This window comes from Pseudomonas sp. Ps21-P2, assembly GCF_039672565.1.
GTDB lineage: Bacteria > Pseudomonadota > Gammaproteobacteria > Pseudomonadales > Pseudomonadaceae > Aquipseudomonas.
Genome location: NZ_JBDFPL010000002.1, coordinates 211,616 through 227,971 on the forward strand (window position 1 = coordinate 211,616; position 16,356 = coordinate 227,971).

The window sequence follows — 16,356 nt, forward strand, 5'->3', positions numbered from 1 at the left end:
ACGGTGGAGCGTTGTGAATAAATCAGTCCCCTTCCTACTGCGCCTTTGTACGTACATACAAGCTGCGCATCTCCGCGCGAGTCGACGTGACAACTTCATGATCGAGCCCGGCCGGAATCCACACGCCCCACTGCGGCGGCGCAAAGAAACTGCCATGGGGTGTGTGCACGCCAAGCACGCCGCTGATGGCGTAGGAAAACTGCACCCAGTCGTGTCGGTGAGTCGGTGTCCAAAACCTAACCGATGGTTCGACGTTAAGACTGATACTCGAAATGTCGTTTGATGGCGGGCTAACGCGTCAGGCGTTTCCAGTGCAGAGTTATACTGTGATTGCTAAACCGATACCTGAGCCTTTGACGATTGACCAGACGACGATGATTCTAGATGGCTTATATGTAAGAGGTAGCCCAGAGTGGACGCTAAACGGCAGTGACACTGCCGGTAATACTCAGGTAAGAAAAGCCTCAGGGGGGACGCCGCCTTACACATATTCATCAAGCAGTACACGTTATGCCTCCGTGGATTCTCAAGGAAAAGTCAAAGGTAGAGGATGGGGCAACAGCACAATAACCGTAACGGACGCTCTTAATCAAAACGTCAGATACACCGTTAACGTGTCTAATATTTACGTTATGAGGCAATACGAGACTTGGCAGGCCACTCATGCTCGAGCAGTCGAACAGTCACAAGAACACAACCTTAAGCCTGTAGAACGGAGACATATATCAGTTCTTGCAACCCTGTATGGAGCTCCGTTTCCACCTGACCGAGGGGGATATGGCAAATGCTGGTGCGGCTCACCAACTCCAGAAGTTTGGGATTTCCCATCTACAAGTGTCTACCAGGATTCACCGAGCAACCTTAACTTCGTTAGAGTAATAGGTATACTTGAAAGCTTGGACGACCCACCTACCTAGAAAATAAAGAACCTATAAAAGGTTCTTATAAAGGGTCTGATTCATCTAGGTCTTGTAGGGGTCAGATTTATTTATATCCTTAAATACATCAGGCCCCTCACGTTAAGCCTCAGACCAATTCCTCATAGCGCTCATTTCCATCCGCGATATACGCCGCCAAGCCGTTGCTTTACCGGCTGACTGATTAATAGACCTCGGCCGTACTGTCATTTCTGACAGTAGTCAACACGGCGTATCGCGCGTCTTTAAACCACCCTTTAAAAACATCATGTTTCGATAATGGCCGTCACGCCTTGCCCACCCGCGGCGCAAATCGATATCAATCCACGCCCTCCTCCCCTCTTGCTAAGCAGTTTCGCCAGGTTCGCCACAATCCGCCCACCCGTCGCAGCAAACGGATGTCCCGCCGCCAACGAGCTGCCTTTCACGTTCAGCTTGCTGCGATCAATCGACCCCAACGGCGCGTCCAGGCCCAAACGGGTCTTGCAGTATTCGGGGTCTTCCCACGCCTTCAACGTACACAACACCTGCGCGGCAAACGCTTCGTGGATTTCGTAGTAATCGAAGTCTTGCAGCGTCAAACCGTTGCGCGCCAGCAGGCGGGGGACGGCGTAGACCGGGGCCATCAGCAGACCTTCGTTGCCACGCACAAAATCCACGGCGGCAGCCTCCCCATCGCGCCAATAGGCCAGAATCGGCAAGTTACGCTCACGCGCCCACGCTTCGCTGGCGAGCAGCACCAGCGAGGCGCCATCGGTCAGCGGCGTCGAGTTACCCGCCGTCAGTGTGCCCTTGGCGCTGCGCTCATAAGCAGGCTTGAGCGACGCGAGTTTTTCCAGGCTCGCGTCGGTGCGCAGGTTGTTGTCGCGGGTCAGGCCGAGGAACGGCGTGAGCAGATCGTCCTGCCAGCCCTCCGCGTAAGCAGCGGCCATTTTCTGGTGACTTTCCAGCGTCAGTTGGTCCTGCGCGTCGCGGGGGATGTTCCAGGTCTGCGCCATAAGTTCGCAGTGCTGGCCCATCGACAAACCGGTGCGGGGTTCGCCGTTGCGCGGCAGCTCCGGCTTGAGGTTATGCAGGCGCAATTGCGTCAGCGCCTTGAGTTTGTCAGCCGTAGTTTTGCTGCGATTGACCTGCAACAGGATCTGCCGCAGGTCTTCGTTGACGCCGATGGGCGCGTCTGAGGTGGTGTCCACGCCGCCAGCGATGCCGCACTCGATCTGGCCGAGGGCGATTTTGTTTGCCACCAGCAGCGCCGCTTCGAGCCCGGTGCCGCAAGCCTGTTGAATGTCGTAGGCAGGGGTTTGCGGCGACAGCCTTGAGCCGAGCACGCATTCGCGGGTGAGGTTGAAATCACGGGAATGCTTGAGGACCGCGCCGGCAGCGACTTCGCCCATGCGCAGGCCATGCAGGTTGAAGCGCTCGATCAGACCCTCCAGCGCAGCGGTCAGCATGTCCTGATTGCTGGCGGTGGCATACGCGCCGTTCGAGCGTGCGAACGGAATGCGGTTGCCGCCGACAATGGCCACGCGTCGTGTCTGAGTCATCGAAATCTCCTTTCTCTTTTTTGGATGCGGGCATCGGTTGCGGAAGCACGACCGCAGCAGGCCAGGCGTTCTTGTGCCGCCTGACGAAAAGCGATCGCAAGCACGCTCACTCCTACAGAGTTCGCCAACTGACAGCGTAGGACCTATTACCCACCGGTGCGGTCAACTGATTTGAACCCAGACTCAAGGAGAGTGTTCCATGGCATCCGATCGCTACATTGACTTCGTCAACTCCGACCTCGGCCGCAAGCTGGTCGGCGCCATCGGTTTGCCAGCCCCCGCACGTCTGGAGCGCTGGCAGGCGGGGCGTCTGCGTCCGGTCGAGGGCGCGCTGTTGCTGAGCACAGGTCCATTGGCCGAGCGGGTGAGCGCCTTTGCGCAGCGTCTGACTGATGTGCTGTTCAGTCATGGCGGCGAAGTCACCGGCGCCCACCCCTGGAATGCCGAGCAGAGCGCGAAGATCAAGGCCGTGGTGTTCGACGCCAGCACGCTGCTGCACACCTCTCAGCTGAGTCAGTTGCGTGAGTTCTTCCAGCCGATCCTGCGTCATCTGGACAACAGCGCTCACATCGTGATGCTTGCGCGCGCGCCGGATGCTCAATCCGATCCGTTGGCCACCAGCGCGCAGCAAGCCATCGAAGGTTTCAGCCGCTCACTGGCCAAGGAAATGCGTAACGGCGGCACGGTTCAGCTGCTGCAAGTAGAGGACGGCGCCGAAGGTCAACTGGAAGGCGCGCTGCGGTTTTTCCTGTCGCCGAAGAGCGCGTTTATTTCCGGTCAAGTCATTCGCCTGAGTGCTTGCGATCAGCAGGTTCAGGACTGGACCCGCCCACTGGCCGGACGCAAAGCGCTGGTGACCGGCGCCGCCCGAGGCATCGGCGCGGCCATCGCGGAAACCCTCGCCCGTGATGGCGCCGAAGTAATTCTGTTGGACGTGCCCCAAGCCAAATCGGATCTGGATGCCTTGGCTGCGCGTCTGGGTGGGCAGGCGCTGGTCCTGGACATCTGCGCACCGGACGCTGCCGCTCAGTTGATTGAACACCTCCCCGGCGGGCTCGATATCGTCGTGCACAACGCCGGCATCACCCGGGACAAAACGCTGGCCAATATGCCGGCGGACTTCTGGGACTCGGTGCTCGACGTCAATCTCAACGCGCCTCAGGTGCTGACCCAGGCGCTGCTCGACAGCGGCGCATTGCACGAAAACGGCAGCGTGATTCTGCTGGCGTCGATCAGCGGGCTGGCGGGCAATCGTGGGCAAACCAACTACACCACCAGCAAGGCCGGCCTGATCGGTTATGCCCGAGCGATGGCGCCGACACTCAAAGCCCGCGGCATCAGCATCAACGCCGTGGCCCCGGGCTTTATCGAAACCAGCATGACGGCGCACATGCCTTTTGCCCTGCGCGAAGCGGGCAGACGCATGAGTTCGCTGGGCCAGGGCGGCCAGCCGCAAGACGTGGCGGAAGCGGTGGCGTGGCTGGGTCAACCGGGTTCCGGCGCAATGAGCGGCCAGGTGCTGCGGGTGTGCGGCCAAAGCGTGCTCGGCGCCTGAGCTGGCATTAAGAAAAAAAGTGTCTGAATAGGCGCCCCGTCGATCCGAGGCCTGCCTGATCTGTAGCATGACCACAGGAGTAGCTCGATGAGTGTGCACTGGCGGTATCTGGACACGCCCCCGGCCCTTCCCGGCCTGTTCATGCAAGCGGCGCTGCGGCGCAAGGTCAGCGGCACGCAATTGCCGGATCAGGGGCTGCGGTGCTGGATGTCGGTGGACCCGGACAGGGTGAAAGCGTTTGCCCACGTCTGCGGATTCGTGCCCGGCAGTCTGCTGCCGCCAACCTATCCCCATGTGCTGGCTTTCCCGCTGCAGATGAAGCTGCTCACCGACAAGGACTTTCCCTTCCCGCTCCTCGGATTGGTCCACCTGCATAACCGGATCAGCATTCGTCGGCCCCTTGGCAGCGTGATCAAGGTTCAGGTCAGCGTGCGTGTCGGCCACCTCAAGCCCCACGCCAAAGGTGCGACGTTCAGCCTGATCACCCAGATCGAGGACGCGCTGGGCCTGCTGTGGGAGGAAGAGAGCACGATGCTGTGCCGAGGTGTTCAGGTGGACGGCGAGATCGAAGGCGATTACGAACCCGCGCCACTGCCGATGACGGAACTGGCGACGTGGTCGGCGCCGTCGGACATTGGCCGTCGGTACGCGAAGGTCAGTGGTGATTACAACCCGATTCACCTCAGCGACAGCAGCGCAAAGCTGTTTGGTTTCCCCAAGGCGATCGCCCACGGGCTGTGGATAAAAAGCCGCGCGTTGGCTGCGCTTGAAGATCACCTGCCGGCGTCGAATGTGGAGATATCGGTGGAGTTTCATAAACCGGTACGGCTGCCCAGCGGGGTGACGTTGTCGGCCAGCGCGGCGGGGTCCCATGGGCAGTTCAAGCTGGAAGGGGCGGAAGGGATCGTGCATATGCTGGGGAGCTGGCGACCGGCGTCGGAGTGATGGCTGCGCCTATCGTGCGCCAGTGGTTTTGCGGTGTGACATCTGACGCCTTCCCGGCTAAAGCCGGTCCCACTAAGTACGCAGACTGTAGGACCGGCTTCAGCCGGGAATCGGCGCACCGCCGTAGCGGGTATAAAACATGCGTCCCGGAGCATCGCGCCCCCCTTGCGTCAATCGCCTATCCCCCTGAAGCTACGCACCTTCAGGAGACCCCCATGAACCTCGACGAACTCACCCAACGCCTGCATCGCATCCGCGACAACAACGACTGGCGGCAATTTCACAGCCCGAAAAACCTGGCCATGGCCGCCAGCGTCGAAATGGCCGAGCTGGTGGAGATCTTTCAGTGGAAGACCGAGGATCAGTCGCGTCAGCTGCCCGCTGATGAGCTGGCCCACGCCGGGCAGGAAGTCGGGGATATCGTGCTTTACCTGCTGCTGTTGTGCAGCGAACTCGGGCTGGACATGGATGAAGTGGTGCGCGCGAAACTGGCGGACGGCGAACGGCGGTTCAGCAAATGAGTGACCGTCATTTCGATCAACTGGCGACGCGTTTCGCTGAAAAAATCTACGGCGGTGCCAAGGGTGCGATCCGGTTGGCGGTGCTACAAGCTGACCTGATCGAAAGCCTGCCGGACCGTCCGTTGCGCGTGCTGGACATCGGCGCCGGGCTTGGGCACATGTCGCTGTGGCTGGCCGAGCGCGGTCATCACGTCACGCTGGCCGAGCCCGCGGCGCCCATGCTCGAAGGCGCCCGCCAGCGCTTTGCCGACGCGGGGCAGACGGCGAATTTCATTCAGGCGCCGTGGCAAGCACTGCCAGATATTCTGACCGAGCGTTACGACTTGGTGATCTGCCATGCCGTGCTGGAATGGCTGGAAGAGCCGTTCACGATTCTGCCGGTACTGCATCAGCTAACCAAGCCCGCAGGCTGGCTGTCATTGGCCTTCTACAACCGCGACGCGCTGATTTATCGCAATCTGCTCAAGGGCCACTTCCGCAAAATGCGCAAGAACACCCTGGCCGGCGAAAAACAGAGCCTGACCCCGCAGGAGCCTGTTGATCCCCGCGAACTGGCGGCGCAACTTGGCTCCCTGTGGCGAGTCGAAACCCAAAGTGGCATTCGGGTTTTCCATGACTACATGCCGGTCGAGTTTCAGGCCAAGGCCGATCTTGCGGATCTCCTGGAAATGGAGCTCGCCCATCGTCGTCACCCGGCCTTCGCCGGACTGGGACGCTATCTGCACTGGATGTGCCGGGCTGTCTGACCCACGCTGGTTGATACACGCTGCTTAACACACGCTGCGGAGACCCTCATGAAACGCCGTCTCGCTTTGCTTTCCCTCTGCCTGGGCCTCGCCGCCTGCCAGAGTCCCAATCCTTATCGTGCCGTGTCTGCAGCCATTCCACCGGCGCCGCCTCAGGCCGCCAATGCCATCGACATGAGCGCCTACCCTGCGGCGCCGCGCGACTATGGCCGCTATCGCAACTGGGCCTGGCTCAACGGTCAATTACCGCCGGGCACCCTCTGGGCTGACTCGGCTCAGCTGGCTGAAGCCGTCAGCAACGGGCTGGATCAACGGGGTTTGCGGCCTTCGCAGAACCCGCAGGCGGCGGACTTGCGCGTCGCGGCTGATGCCCACGCCGAAACCCGGATTCGTCAGGTGCGCGACGACTATTACGATCCGTACTACGGCGGTTCAGGTGTGGGCTATTACGGTGGTAATGGGTACCGCAACGGTTACGGCGGTTATGCCAGCGTCCCGATCGTGCGCACCTATCAAGAGCAGGTGGTCGTGGTGCGCATCAGCCTGTTCGATGCCCGCAGCGGCCAGCCGGTCTGGAGCGCGAGTGCCGAAACCGCCAGCGGCGGCGACCAGTCAACCCGCGCCAAAGCCCTGCGCCAGGCCGTACAACAAGCCCTGACGGCTTACCCACCGTCCTGATTTCACGCCCGTTGGCGTTTTGTTTTCACGCTGGAGAAACCCATGTATCGCCGCATTGCTGTCCTCTGTGTCGCCCTGCTGCTCGCCGCCTGCCAGACCGATCGGGTCAACCGCGACTTCGACGCCCAGCGGGATTTCGGCGCCTATCGCTCCTGGGCGTGGAAAGAGCCCGGCTTGCAATATCAGCCTAACGATCCGCGCATCAAAAGTGATCTGACCGAGCAGCGCATCCGCCAGGCGGTCGGCGAGCAACTGGAGCAACGCGGCCTGCGCATGGCAGCGCCCGGCGTGAAAGCGGATGTTCAACTGCAGGCATGGCTGATCGTCGAGAACCGCCAACAGACGGTGACTACCAACTATGGCGGCGCTGGCGGTTATTGGGGTAATCCGTGGGGCGGCTACTGGGGCGGCCCGATCGGCACCGAGACGCGCAACATCGATTACAAAGTCTCGACCCTGCAGATCGACATGCTCGACGGCAAGGATGGCAAGCTGGTGTGGCGTGGCAGCACCGAGCAGATGGTCAACGACAGCAATACCAACCCTGCTGCACGCGAGCAGGCCCTGCGCCAGACCGTGCAGCAAATTCTGCAGCAATATCCACCGCATTGAAGGTTGATCAGTGCTCAGCCTGTGAGGTCCATGTAGGAGTGAGCTTGCTCGCGAAGAAGGTATTTCAGCCGCTGAATCTTTAACGGATGTGCCGACCATTCGCGAGCAAGCTCGCTCCCACACTCCGTGCTTCAACAGATACATCTGCGGCGTCCTCTGACACCGCGCTATCTCTGAGCTGACACATCGCATGTAGGAATGAGCTTGCTCGCGAAGACGGTATTCCAGCCGCTGAATCTTTAGCGCATGTACCGCCCATTCGCGAGCAAGCTCACTCCTACAATCCGTGCTTCAACAGATACATCTGCGGCGTCCTCTGACACCGCGCTATCTCCCAGCCGATACATCGCACGTAGGAGTGAGCTTGCTCGCGAAGACGGTATTCCAGCCGCTGAATCTTTAGCGGTCGTACCGCCCATTCGCGAGCAAGCTCACTCCTACAATGGATTGCACCCAGTTGAGCGCCCGCAGACAGAGTCCAGGGCATTGCCTCACTCCACCACACTGAACTCCACCCGGGCGGTCTGCCCGCTTTCATCCAGCACGCTCAGTTGGTATCGCCCCAAGCGCGTGAAGGTGTGGGTGTAGCTGTCCTGACTGGCGGTGTCGCCCACCGGCGTGCCGTCGATGAACCACCAGCGCCGGCCACTTCCGCCCAGCGCCGACAGCGTGGGCCGCAACAGTTGCTGACTGCCGGCCGGCAAGCGCAACTGATCGCCCTCTCGCACCCCCACCACGGACAACGGCGGCGCCAGGCTCAATCCCTGGGGCGGGCATGACGGGTCGATGTCCGGCAAGCGCGCCTCGCGCCGCTCGGTTTTCGGCAGCCAAGGCTCAAGCGGCGCCGGCCAGAGGGCAATGTCTTTTGGTTGAGCCTGTGGACAACTTGCCGCGACACGCAGGCCCTTATCATTCAGCCAGACTTTTTCCGTGAGCCCCAATCCCAGCGGCTGATCGGTCGCCTGCAAGGTCGGCGGCGTCGTGCCGTCGAGGGTCCAGGCGAAACGCTGACGGCGGCAGTTCGGATCACTCTTGCTCATCGGCTGCCCCAGCGGCCAGCAGATCGCCGCGACGCCAACGTTGAGCGGCACCGGCAACACGGGCGGCAGGATGTTGCGCTGGGCGTCGCGGTTCACCAACAGGTCGTGAACCTGCAGCATCAGCGGCGCCGCCGACGCCAGACCGAACTGCCCCGGCACCGGCGTCCCGTCGGGCCTGCCAATCCACACGCCAATCAGAAACCTTGGCCCCACGCCAATCGACCACGCATCCCGAAAGCCGTAGCTGGTGCCGGTTTTCCAGGCCAGTTGCGGCCGCTGCACAAGCTCGGCATGGGGGTCGAGATCAGGTCGTGACTGGCCGCTGAGAATCCGCCGGATGATCCACGCCGCCCCCGGCGACATCATCGGTCGGTCACGCAGACGATCATCGGGCTGCAAGCGAATGTCCGCGCTGCGCCCGCCCCGCGCAAACGCGCTGTAGCCGCCCACCAGATCCTCCAGTCGGCTGCCCGCGCCGCCGAGAATCAACGCCAGATTGGGTTCGGCCAGAGGCGGCAGGGTCAGCGGCACGCCGCCGTTGCGCAATTCGGCAGCGAAACGCTTGGGTCCGTAGGCTTCCAGCAACTGCACCGCCGGCAGGTTGAGCGACATCGACAGCGCCGAACTCGCCGCCACCGCGCCGTTAAACCCCGACGAGAAATTGCCGGGACGATAGTCGCCGTAGCGCCGGGGCACGTCCTGCAGCAACGATTCGGAATGGATGAGCCCGGCGTCGATGGCCTTGCCGTAGAGAAAGGGTTTGAGCGTCGAACCGGGGGAACGCAGCGCGCTGACCATGTCCACATGACCAAAACGTTTGGCGTCGCCGATGTCCACCGAGCCAACGTACGCGCGGACGGCCATGTTCTGCGCTTCCACCACCAGAATCGCGGCGGACGTTCGCTCGGGCAAGCGTGCGCGCCAGCCCAGCAGCAGGTCTTCGAGACGACGCTGCAGGCCGGCGTCCAGCGTGGTGCGGATCAGGGGCGGGCTGTTCGGGCGGTTCAGGCGCCGGGCCAGCAAAGGCGCCAGGCTCGGTTCCTGACGGGGCGCAAGCAGCAGCGGTTCTTCCAGCGCTTCGTCGACCGCGCCCTGAGGCCACGTGCCGAACTCAGCCAGACGCCGCAGCACCTTGTCCCGCGCGGCCTGGGCTCGTTGGGCGTGACGATCCGGGCGCAGACGACTCGGCGCCTGGGGCAATACCGCCAACAGCGCCGCGTCGGCACGGGTCAGTTGTTGCGGGGACTTGCCGAGATACGCCCAACTGGCCGCGGCGACGCCCTGCAACGTGCCGCCAAACGGCGCGCGATTCAGGTACAGCACCAGAATGTCCTGTTTGGACAGGTGCCATTCCAGCTGCGCGGTGCGCCACAGTTGACGAAGCTTGCCCGCCAGGGTGCGCGAATGGGGGTCGAGCAAACGCGCCACCTGCATCGACAGCGTACTGCCCCCGGACACCACATGGCCGCCGCTGAGGTTTTGCCAGGCGGCGCGCGCCAGCGCCATGGGGTTCACGCCGGGATGCTGATAGAACCAACGGTCCTCGTAGGTCAGCAGCGCTTCGAGGTAATAGGGCGACACCTGATCGACCGTCACCGGGTAGCGCCAGACGCCATTGGCATCGGCGAATCGCCACAGCGGCGTGCCGTCTTCGGCGAGCACCACGCGGGCCAGATCATCCTTGGGCAAGGGCAGCGGCCAGATCCGGTCGGCGAGCCAGAGCAGCAGACACACGATGAGCAGGCTGCCAATGAGCCAGGCCAAAACGCGAGTACACCGTCGTCCCATTCGCGAGCACGCTCGCTCCCACAATGGACTTGTGAATCCCGGGCGGTTCCTTCGCGGCAATAATCGCGTGATCTTCACAGAAAGCCTTTACCCGACAGGGAACTCGCCCGGACAATCAGCAGCCAAAGCGGGCAGTGCCGTTTTTGGTCCACGTCCCTCATCAGGAAGCAGATATGCAGGTAGAAAGCGTTTTCGAATGGCTCGGCCAAGTGATTGGCGCCGTGATCCGCTTCGTCGTCGACGGCTTAAGCTGGTTGTTCAACATGTTCACTCACGCGGGCGGCAATTTCGTTGACGGTCTGTCGCGCACGCTGGGCATGGACACTTCAATCGTCAGCATCGTCGCCCTGGTCGTCGGACTGATGCTGCTGTATTCAGCGATCCGCGCCTTCATGCGCGCCTCGATCATCATGGGGATCATCTGGCTGTTTCTGGGGTTGTGGCTGTTGAGCTGGATTATTCATTGATTGCTTTGATCGTTCCCTCGCGGCGCTGATCGTCCGCTCGGCGCTGATCGTTCCCACGTTCCGCGCGGAAATGCAGCCCAAGACGCTCCGCGTCCCCTGACGCAGAGCGTCGACCGAGGTGCTACCGCGCAGAGCGTGGGAGCAACCAGCGTCACCCCTCTTCTACTTCTTGCCCTTCACCACCAACTGCGCTGGCGCTTCGCCCAGTGCCTGCCAGTTCGGCCGGTACATCGACTCCACCTGCGGCGGCGGCACGCGGTACACGCCCGGCGTCACAGCACGCGCCAGATACAGCAGGTGCACCGTGTTGAAGCCCTCCAGATCCACCGCAGCCACATAACGATCGCCACGGAATTCCTGATGCTTCACGCCAGCGTTTTCCATCGATTCGCGCCACTGCTTCACCGACTCGCTGGCGTCTTCCAGACTCGCCGAACTCTGCGCCAGATTCTGGTTTTCGATCTCCAGACCTGCGGGCAGCAGATCCACTACCAACGCATCCGGCACGCGCTCTTTGGCCTTGATCTCAAGGTGCACCAAGACCAGTTCACCGCTCTTCAAGGCATTGAGATTCAGCGCCTCGCCGTCCATGCCCAAGTAGTCGCGAGTGATAGACAAATTCTCGCCCCCGGCCGCCGGCGGCTGCGACGGATAACCGGAAATCGTCATCTGCTGGTACAGCGTGTCGCCACCGGTGTTCTGCACCGTCAACGGCGCGGCCAGCACTGAACTGTCGAGTTTGACGCCCGGTTGGTCGTTGCTCAGTTCGCGATTGTTGCTGCCGCTGGTCAAGGTCGCCGCCCATTTGCCTTCCGGCTTGCCCAGCAGATCGCGACCGGCGAGGAACAGCGAATTGCGCTCCTGGGTCGACAGATAACGGTTCGCCGCGACCTGATCGGACAGCGCAAACAGCCGCCCCTCGACTTTGTCCGGCGCCAGTTTGTTTTCTTCCAGCAGTGACAGAATCAACGCCTGATCACGCAACGGGCTGCCGTAATCGGCGAGCCAGTCGTTGGCCTTGCGACCGGCTGCCAGCCCGGCAAGCAAAGCCTGATCGGCGCGGGGTTTGTCGCCCATTTTTTCCAGCGCGATGGACAGCTGCACCAGCGGCAGGCCCGATCGCGCATCGCTGCGACGCTCGAACAGACTGCGCAACGCACCCAGCGGTGCCTGCTGACTGCGCGACAGCACGAGACCTGCGTAAGCCTGCACGGCGAAGCGGGTGTGGTCGGCGTTTTCGCTGTAATTCACCTCGATCTGATTGCGCTCCTGCAAGTAACGCAGCAGCCGCTCGTTGGCCTTCTTCAGCGCATCCGGCGGCACGGCAAAGCCTTGGTCGCGGGCGCGCAGCAGGAAGTCGGTGACGTATGCGGTCAGCCAGTATTCCTCCTCACCGTCCGCCGCCCACAGGCCGAAGCTGCCGTTGTAGCGCTGCATGCCGATCAGTCGCTCGATGCCCAGCTCGATCTTGCGCTTGCGGTCGGCATCGGACTCGCCTTGCAGGCCCAGACGCTTGAGCGTTGCGGCGTCGGCATAAAGCGACGGGTACAAGCCGCTGGTGGTCTGCTCCAGGCAACCGTAGGGATAGGCTTTCAGCGCGCGGATCTGTTCGCCGAGGTTCAGCGGCGGACGGTTCGACACCGACAGCAGCGCCTCGCGTCCCGCTGGCTCGAACGCCTCAAGGGCGCCGTCCGGCAGGCTCCATGCCTGATCCTTGAGCACCGCGCGGTATTGCTTGAGCATCGCCGGGTACGCAGGGCGCACGCCGATGGTCCATTCGCGGCTGAAGGCTGGCAGGTTCTCGCCCGGCAGGTCCAGACCGTTGACCGTGACCCGAATGACGCCCTGACCGAATCCGCCCAGCGCCTTGACCGGAATCTGCAGCGTCGTGCGTTGCCCCTGATTCAGGCTGATGGCTTTGGCGCTCTCGCCTTCGGCCAGACTCAACTGCCCTTCTGCGACGACTTGCACGTTGAGCTTCTGCGCCTTGCCGGACAGGTTCGACAGGTCCAGCGCCACCTTGGTCTGGTCGCCACCCGCCAGGAATCGGGGCGCCGACAGCTCGGCGATCAGCGGCGCCGCCACCACGGTTTTGGCTTCTGCCATGCCGTAGCGCTCGTCGGTCCAGGCTTGGGCCATGATCCGCAGCTCACCGTTGAAATCCGGGATGTCGACGCTGACTTCCGCATCGCCCTGCTCGTTCAGGGTCACCGGCGCGCTTTGCAGAGCGACGATGGTGACGCTGGTTTCCGGGCGCTTGCCGCCTTTGGCCAGCGCCGCGTCACCGCCGAAGGCCAGGCTGGCGAGGCGATTACGTCCGGCCTCGATCAACTGGCCATAGATATCCAGCTGATCGGCGCCGTACTCCTTGCGGCCGAACATCGCCGCGAACGGATCCGGCGTGGCGTATTCGGTGATGTTGAGAATGCCGACGTCCACCGCAGCGACCAGCACATGCACGCTCTTCGGGATCGTGCCGTCGGCGTTCTTCGCATTGACCTTCAGTTTGAGCGGCTGCTTGGGCCGCATCTTCTCGGGCGCCGTGACGGTCACCGCCAGCTTGCGCTGCGAGCGGTCCAGCGGAAGGTGCAGGACGCCCACGGCGCGTTTCGGCGTGACATTGGCTTTGCGTTCACCCGGACGAATCACCAGCGCGCTGACGTAGAGGTCATGCCGCGCCCATTTCTTGTCCATCGGGATGTCGTAGGTTTTGCCTTCGGCCGGCACGTCGATCTCTTGCCACCACAGCGGCCCTTCGCTCGACTCCACCAACAGATAGCCCTTGCCCGCCGACGGCGGCGTGACGGTGACTTTTGCGGTGTCGCCGTCGGCATAGGCCGGTTTGTCCAGCGCCAGCTTGACCTGATCGGGACGCACGGCGCCGCCTTCGGCATTGTCCTGCCAGCGATAACCAGCCCAGAAACGCACGCTGCTGATCAGGCCGGTGGCCGGATCCTCGACTTCGACGCGATAAGGGCCCCACTCCACCGGGAAGCTGATTTTCGCCGTCGAGTCCTTCTTCACGCTGAGGGTTTCTTCGGAGAGGTTGAGAAACTTCTCGTTGAAGTGGTAACTCCAGCCATCGCTGTCGGAGTAGTTCCAGTAGTAATCGCGGCGCTCGCGGACCAGCCGCACCTTGAGGTTGTCGGCAGCCAGCTTGTGGCCCTGGGCGTCGGCCATCAGCACTTCGAACTCAACCGGACCGTCGCCGTCGGTGGCTTCGCCGTCGAACAAACCGCGCAGGCCCGGCATGGCATCGGCGGGCCAAACCGGTTGGGTCAGACGCCGCGTGATCGGACGCCCACCCGACTCCTGCAAACTGGCTTGCAGCACCAGCTCAAGCGGTGAACGGGCCTTGGCCCATTGGCTGTCGATGCTCAGGTCCAGCTTGCCGTTGGCATCGAGCGTGCTGTCTTCGATCTCCAGGTCCTGCTTGAGGTCTTCCTCGGTCACCGAACCAAACTGATAACCCGGCAGGCCGGGCACGGCTTCCCGCAGCGGACGCACATACAGCTGACCGTTCAGGCGATTGCCCGACGCGGGTGCGCCATAGAGGTATCGACCGGTAATCGCCACATCGAACGGCGCATCGGGCGCCAGCGGGGCGTCGCTGCCCTTGAGTTCCAGCGCCATGCGTTCTGGCAGGAAGTCTTCGACCTGGAATTCATACAGCTGCGGCTTGCCGTCACCCAGATCAAACACCAGTTGCCAGCGACCCGTCGGCGCTTCTTCCGACAGCTGCAATTGATATTGATACAGCCCGGTGGCGTCAGCGTCCCACACGAACTTGCGACTGACCTGCTCATCCGGTCGGCGCACTTCCACGGTAATCGGCTGAGGCTTGACGCTCTTGCCGTCGCTGTCACGCAGCAAACCGTTGAGCAGCACCACTTCGCCCGGGCGATAGAGATCGCGCGGGCCGAAAATAAAGAATTGCAGCGGGTGGGCCTTGGGGCCGGTGATGTCGAATTCCGCCAGATCCAGCGCGGCGCTGTTCAGGCGCAGCATGCTGGTCTGCTCGCCTTGGTGGGCCAGCAACACTTCAGCCTTGGCCGGCAATGGCAGCTCGGCGTGGCCGGCGTTGTCAGTCTTGCCCTGGCCGATCACGCGGCCTTTCTCGTCATACAGCTCGACGTCCACGCCGCTCAGGGCTTTGCCGCCTTCCAGCGCCTGAGTGAACACGTCCAGACGATTGGCGTAACGATGCGCCGACAGACCGATGTCGCTGAGGGTGAACAGCGTGGCAGGCTGGGTGTAGTTGTAGGTCCCGGAGGCGCGCATCACGGCCAGATAAACGCCCGGTTGTTGCAGCGGTTTGAGGCCCGAGATCGGCAGCAGCACGGTCTCGCGGGTGTTGCGCGCAGGGTTCAGGTCGAAACGGCCGCTGTAGACCAGATCGGCCAGGGGCAGCAGTTCTTTGGACTGGTAGCTCTCAAGACTGGACGAGCCTTCCCAGGAGCCAAGAAACGCAGGCAGCGACTCAGGCTTGATGCGGAAGAATTCGACGTCGACTTTATCGACGTTGAGGGCGATTACCGGCAGGCCTTCAGCGAGCCGGGTCGGCAGCAGACTGCCGCGACTGGCGAAACCCACGGTCGCCTGGAGATCGGAGGTTTCCAGCCGTGCGGAATACTCTGCCGCCAGGGTGTTGTTGTTCACCGCCACCAGACCCGGGTCGATGGTCAGCACCAGCTTGCGCTTGGGCTCGAGGTGACGAAGGCGCAGCTCCATGAGGTTGTCCGACAGCTCCCAGGCGCCATCGACCTTGCCGTCCTTGCTGTCGACCAGGTGCACTTTTTCAGCGAATTTCTGATCGGGGTTCAACGGCACCGAGAAGCTCAACGACAGCGTGCTGGCGCCATCAAGCTGAACTTCGGAGACGTCCACCACCGTCAACTCGCGTCCGGCGTAGCGCTTGCTCAGCGCAGGAATGTCTACTGCAGGCTTGGGCTTCGCGGACTCGGCGGCGCTTGATGAAGCCGCAGCAACCGGAGGGGTGGCCGCCGCTGAAGCGGGCTTATCGGAGGTGGAGGAATCGCAGGCACTGAGCAGTACCAGCGCGCAGGCCAGGAACAATCCTTTGTTTAGCATGAGGCACTCATTTGGACGGCAGCGATGAGGGAGCAGAAGTTATAGCACCGCTTTGGCAATCGTAAAGCGCGGCGCGCAGATAGACCGCGGGTTTGTGCGTTTGTTCTCGAGGGGGAACGCAGCCATGGTTCCTACCCTTGCGGGAGTCGACTTGATTTCTCGGCCATGCTCGGGGACTGGTGGGAGTGAGCTTGGTCGACTCGGAATCCAGCCCACTCCCACACTATTGGGTTTCGGCTCGAGTTCTCAATCACGCCCCAGGACTGGTGGGAGCGAGCTTGCTCGCGAAGGCATTTTCGCTCCCTATGGAGATGCGCTGAATGTACTGACGCTTTCGTGAGCAAGCTCACTCCCACACTATCGGGTTTCGGCTCGAGTTCTCGGCACGCTCGGGGACGGGTGGGAGTGACCGGGGTCGACTCAAAAACAGGGCGCGCCCCGAGGCTGGTGCA

10 protein-coding genes and 1 pseudogene are annotated in these 16,356 nt (G+C 62.2%); 7 read left to right on the forward strand and 4 right to left on the reverse strand.

What is annotated here, in order from left to right; genetic code table 11:
* Window positions 1–49: 49 nt before the first annotated feature.
* Window positions 50–244 (reverse strand): annotated as a pseudogene (locus ABEH28_RS04885) (AraC family ligand binding domain-containing protein); the annotation flags it as partial.
* Between the two features lie 939 nt (window positions 245–1,183).
* Window positions 1,184–2,461, reverse strand: coding sequence for an acetyl-CoA C-acetyltransferase (locus ABEH28_RS04890; protein WP_346629283.1), 1,278 nt, complete (start codon window positions 2,459–2,461; stop codon window positions 1,184–1,186).
* A 199-nt stretch (window positions 2,462–2,660) separates the two neighbouring features.
* Between ABEH28_RS04890 and ABEH28_RS04895 the strand changes: the two genes are divergently transcribed.
* The 6 genes from ABEH28_RS04895 (at window position 2,661) to ABEH28_RS04920 (ending at window position 7,518) form a co-directional block, all read left to right on the forward strand.
* Complete coding sequence (locus ABEH28_RS04895) at window positions 2,661–4,016, forward strand: 3-oxoacyl-ACP reductase (protein WP_346629284.1); 1,356 nt, start codon at window positions 2,661–2,663, stop codon at window positions 4,014–4,016.
* Window positions 4,017–4,103: 87 nt separating this feature from the next.
* On the forward strand, window positions 4,104–4,961 hold the full coding sequence (locus ABEH28_RS04900) for a MaoC/PaaZ C-terminal domain-containing protein (RefSeq protein WP_346629285.1): 858 nt from the start codon (window positions 4,104–4,106) through the stop codon (window positions 4,959–4,961).
* 215 nt (window positions 4,962–5,176) lie between these two features.
* Complete coding sequence (locus ABEH28_RS04905; RefSeq protein ID WP_192173421.1) at window positions 5,177–5,482, forward strand: MazG-like family protein; 306 nt, start codon at window positions 5,177–5,179, stop codon at window positions 5,480–5,482.
* Window positions 5,479–6,228, forward strand: a complete 750-nt coding sequence (locus ABEH28_RS04910) for a methyltransferase domain-containing protein (RefSeq protein WP_346629286.1) — start codon at window positions 5,479–5,481, stop codon at window positions 6,226–6,228. Before ABEH28_RS04905 ends, ABEH28_RS04910 begins: the two co-directional genes overlap by 4 nt.
* A 48-nt stretch (window positions 6,229–6,276) precedes the next feature.
* Entirely contained in the window at window positions 6,277–6,906 is a 630-nt protein-coding gene (locus tag ABEH28_RS04915; RefSeq protein ID WP_237251955.1) for a DUF4136 domain-containing protein, read from the forward strand.
* 42 nt (window positions 6,907–6,948) lie between these two features.
* The gene (locus tag ABEH28_RS04920; RefSeq protein WP_346629287.1) at window positions 6,949–7,518 is read left to right on the forward strand and encodes a DUF4136 domain-containing protein; all 570 of its coding nucleotides are present in this window, start codon (window positions 6,949–6,951) and stop codon (window positions 7,516–7,518) included.
* A gap of 491 nt (window positions 7,519–8,009) precedes the next feature.
* On the opposite strand, the gene pbpC is transcribed toward ABEH28_RS04920, so the two are convergent.
* Entirely contained in the window at window positions 8,010–10,322 is a 2,313-nt protein-coding gene (gene pbpC / locus ABEH28_RS04925; RefSeq protein ID WP_244655965.1) for a peptidoglycan glycosyltransferase PbpC, read from the reverse strand.
* Window positions 10,323–10,519: 197 nt separating this feature from the next.
* Here pbpC and ABEH28_RS04930 point away from each other — a divergent pair, with 197 nt between their 5' ends.
* Complete coding sequence (locus ABEH28_RS04930) at window positions 10,520–10,813, forward strand: hypothetical protein (RefSeq protein WP_122535324.1); 294 nt, start codon at window positions 10,520–10,522, stop codon at window positions 10,811–10,813.
* Window positions 10,814–10,975: 162 nt separating this feature from the next.
* Here ABEH28_RS04930 and ABEH28_RS04935 read toward each other — a convergent pair whose 3' ends face one another.
* Complete coding sequence (locus ABEH28_RS04935; RefSeq protein ID WP_346629288.1) at window positions 10,976–15,904, reverse strand: alpha-2-macroglobulin; 4,929 nt, start codon at window positions 15,902–15,904, stop codon at window positions 10,976–10,978.
* Window positions 15,905–16,356: the final 452 nt, after the last annotated feature.